Consider the following 3438-nt stretch of genomic DNA (forward strand, 5'->3'; position numbering starts at 1 on the left):
ATCACTTTTGAATAAGTTAAAAGCCTGTGAAACTTACGATCTAACTGCGGAAGCTACTCTACGGAGCATTTAAGGCCAAGAATTATGGGCATTCTTAGATGAGATTATCAACTTTTAGAGTAGTTATGCACAGGAATAAGGTTATTAAAAATGATATGAAAAGCTTTAAATATATATAGCTATTAAAAACAATATGAAAAGCACACAAAATTATACATTAGTAGCGTTATTAGTCGTTATTTTAATCTTATCGGCGGCTAATTTATTTTTTCTATTCTCTATAAATAATTCATTTGCATCAATAAGTAATTCACTTAATTCTATGAATAATTTATTAAACAAAGTGAATTCTAATGTCTTAAATAATTCAGTATCAGCTTATTTAAATCAACAAAAAAATGTAATTGTAAAAAATGGTACCACACAGGGTTTAAATCAACAGTTTTTTACGACGTACTTTGTTAATTCGACGGGGCCTAGTTACATTTCTGGAGGTTATCTAGCTTCTTCGCCAGTGGATTTTTATATAATGACACAGAACCAATTTGATCAATGGCAATATTTTTATAATCCCTACACTATAATTCCGTCAGGTACTGTATTTAATGGTTATTATATACAAGATGAACCATTCACATTAAAAGGCAATTATTCTTTTTCTATTTCGGGTAATTTTCAGTCAACGGCAGATGTAGACTTTTATATAATGACGCCAGAACAATATCAGAATCTGCTGTATAATAATACTATAAATTCTGTATACAGTTTAGGTCCAACTGTCTCAGGCAGCATTAATGCAAATATTCCTCCCGGAAACTACTACGCCGTGTTTTATCCTACGGCTAATGCAGTCAATACTGTAATACTTTTGAATTCGGATCTTAAAGCTATAGAGAATGCCCCAGCATTAGGTTATCCTTATTCGAGTGCTTCAGCAAGTGACAATTTTAATGTAAGTTTAGGAAAGGGGATCTATTACCTTGTCTGGTATAACCCATCGTTATCAGCCGCTCCAGATTTGACAATAACAAAATCAATTATTATTTCATATAGTTAAAATTTGAAAAAGAAGATTAAGATTCTTTTTTCTGGCATATAAGTAAAAATGTATAAAAAGAGCAGGCTAAATTATATTATATGACTATCCCTACTTATGTGCCAAATATAATTTATTTAATAATTGTTCTGGTAGTGATATTAATTGGGTACAATCTATATAAATTTTTAATAGATTATAAGAATATAAAGCAGACTAAAAATTCTAAAAATGAAAGCACTGAAAAAGAAGTAAAATTTAAAGATGAAATCCCTATTGAAGATAATAAAATTATAAATAAAGATTCTATAAAAGAAAATGACCTATCGCCGAATAAACCGGCAATTACACTAATATTAAATTTTTTACTAATCTCTTCATTAATACTAATTTTAATTAATTTATTGTTGCCTGTAGTCTCAATCTCGATTTTAGGGTCAGGTTTTGTAATCAATTTGTATCAGTTATATCAATTCGTTATAAATGGGCTGATAGGCCATTCATTCTCTTTACAGAGTATTATTGGATATTCGTCTAATCTCGGATCAATAATTAATACTACAACATCCTCATCCATTAGTACCAACTCTAAATCCATTACAATACCACCAATTCTGTTTTACTTTGCAATGTTTCTAACTTTTAGCTTTTTATTTTATATAATTTCTGTGATTTTGCTTTCATTAAATAGAAAATCTGAAAAATTAATGCTTACTGCCGGCGTAACAAGCATTCTATATAGCGTCTTTCTAATCATTGGTCTTGATATAATCTCAGGATCACTTTTATCAGGATTCACTTCATCAAGTAGTATTAGCTTGTCGATTCTTGGGTTTGGAGTATATCTCGGTATTATATCTGGTGTAATGATTATTACAGGTTACTATATGAAGAGAATATACAATATTTGAACTAAATTTTTTACAAAAAATCACTCTTTGTTAATAAACCTTCTAGTTTCCCATTAGAAACTACAAGAATTACTTGTATATTCCTTATCAATTGATGTGCCTTTTCTAAGTCAGTGTCTGGTTCTACAATTGTATAATTAAACTCAGCTGCTTCACTACAAAATTCAGCTTTTGGATTATCCAATATACTTTTTTCGGTTATTATACCGACAATTTTATTATCCTTGTCAATAATTGGTAACTGCGAGAAATCTCTCTTTTTCATGATCTCCTTGGCTTTTGATACCGGATCATTTGGACCAATACATATTGGATTTCTTATCATTTTACTGCTTACTTTAAGCGCTGGAGCTCTCTCAGATACTACCTGGTTCAATGCATTTAATACCCTATAAATCAAATCATAGCTCGGATTAAGATTGCCATTTTCCAATTTTGAAAGTGTTGATTTACTTATACCGCTTCTTTTTGCAAGTTCATAAGATTTTATATTGTTTCTATTCCTTTCGACACGAATTTCTTCTATTATATTCTTTAATTCAGGTATTATTACCATGTAATTTCCTAAATTGAAACTTTTGTCAATAAAGTTGATATACAATCAAGTATATAAATATATCTGTGGCGATAAAAACCCGCCAAAAATAAGGAGGTGGTTAAAATGAAAAAGGAAAAATTAATTAAAAATGTAAAGAAGGGTGGAAATTCACCCGATTCATTGGAGGAATATGACGAACTTGACGAAGATGAATCAGAACTTGACGAAGATGAATCAGAACTTGACAAAGATTATTTATATGATAAATATGGGCTGAATCAGTGGGATATAGAAGACTTCTTGAAGTATAATAAACCAAAAACCAAATTCCTTAAAAATAAAATATCAGAAGCGCATTTCAACAAAAAGAATGAGCTCAAATATATAATCGAATTATTCAGAGTAGAGGACTATGCCTTATCTGTGGTAGATAAAAAACATTCTCCATCATTAAATGCTTTTTATAGACTTGCGCACAATCCGGCTTATGGAATTTATAGCAAAGAGTACTATGAAATGCTAAAGGAGCTAAGTCACAACAATTTCCGTTTACTGGCATATGAATTTTTGAATAGAATTTATGATTTAGAATTAAAAGATCTTAGTAAAGAAGATAGGAAAAAGATATTATACTTCGAGAAAAAATTTAGAAATGAAGAAAAGAGAAGAAAGCAGAGACTTATCGAGAAGCGGAGAAAAATTGAAGAAGACCTACATAACTGGTGGATAAAAAATGGTGGAAAGTAGGTAATGGTTGTTTTTAAATCAAATTTAAATTTGATTTAATTGAACAATATCAAAAAATTTTATATTATTTTATCTGATTTTTGAATTTATAAAATTAAGTATTATAACTTCGTTTAAAAACTTTTTAAACTATTATCTGTTATTATAAAGTATGGTGATTACATGGTTAAATTTCATCCAATAAATAGAGTAATGACTGCAGGAAC

At 29.2% G+C, this 3438-nt stretch carries 4 protein-coding genes; 3 read left to right on the top strand and 1 reads right to left on the bottom strand.

Annotated features, from left to right (window positions below):
* Nucleotides 1-193 precede the first annotated feature (193 nt).
* Nucleotides 194-1057 carry a hypothetical protein gene (locus Q0C16_RS05885; RefSeq protein WP_292320388.1) on the top strand — a complete coding sequence of 288 codons (864 nt, stop codon included), beginning with the start codon at nt 194-196 and terminating at the stop codon, nt 1055-1057.
* Nucleotides 1058-1137: 80 nt separating this feature from the next.
* Nucleotides 1138-1947 (top strand): hypothetical protein, encoded by an 810-nt coding sequence (locus tag Q0C16_RS05890; RefSeq protein ID WP_292320390.1) that lies wholly within the window; start codon nt 1138-1140, stop codon nt 1945-1947.
* A gap of 10 nt (nt 1948-1957) precedes the next feature.
* Here Q0C16_RS05890 and Q0C16_RS05895 read toward each other — a convergent pair whose 3' ends face one another.
* Nucleotides 1958-2548: a CBS domain-containing protein gene (locus tag Q0C16_RS05895; protein WP_292320392.1), complete on the bottom strand. Its 591-nt coding sequence runs from the start codon at nt 2546-2548 to the stop codon at nt 1958-1960.
* 60 nt (nt 2549-2608) lie between these two features.
* On the opposite strand from Q0C16_RS05895, the gene Q0C16_RS05900 reads away from it, so the two are divergent.
* Nucleotides 2609-3232 carry a hypothetical protein gene (locus tag Q0C16_RS05900; protein ID WP_292320394.1) on the top strand — a complete coding sequence of 208 codons (624 nt, stop codon included), beginning with the start codon at nt 2609-2611 and terminating at the stop codon, nt 3230-3232.
* The last annotated feature ends 206 nt before the right edge of the window (nt 3233-3438 follow it).

This window comes from Caldisphaera sp. (assembly GCF_023256325.1).
Taxonomy (GTDB): Archaea; Thermoproteota; Thermoprotei_A; order Sulfolobales; family Acidilobaceae; genus Caldisphaera.

Bases quoted from the DNA above. Each gene is read 5' to 3' on its own strand.
- Q0C16_RS05885 (WP_292320388.1), top strand. From the start codon at position 194: ATGAAAAGCACACAAAATTATACATTAGTAGCGTTATTAGTCGTTATT.
- Q0C16_RS05890 (WP_292320390.1), top strand. From the start codon at position 1,138: ATGACTATCCCTACTTATGTGCCAAATATAATTTATTTAATAATTGTT.
- Q0C16_RS05900 (WP_292320394.1), top strand. From the start codon at position 2,609: ATGAAAAAGGAAAAATTAATTAAAAATGTAAAGAAGGGTGGAAATTCA.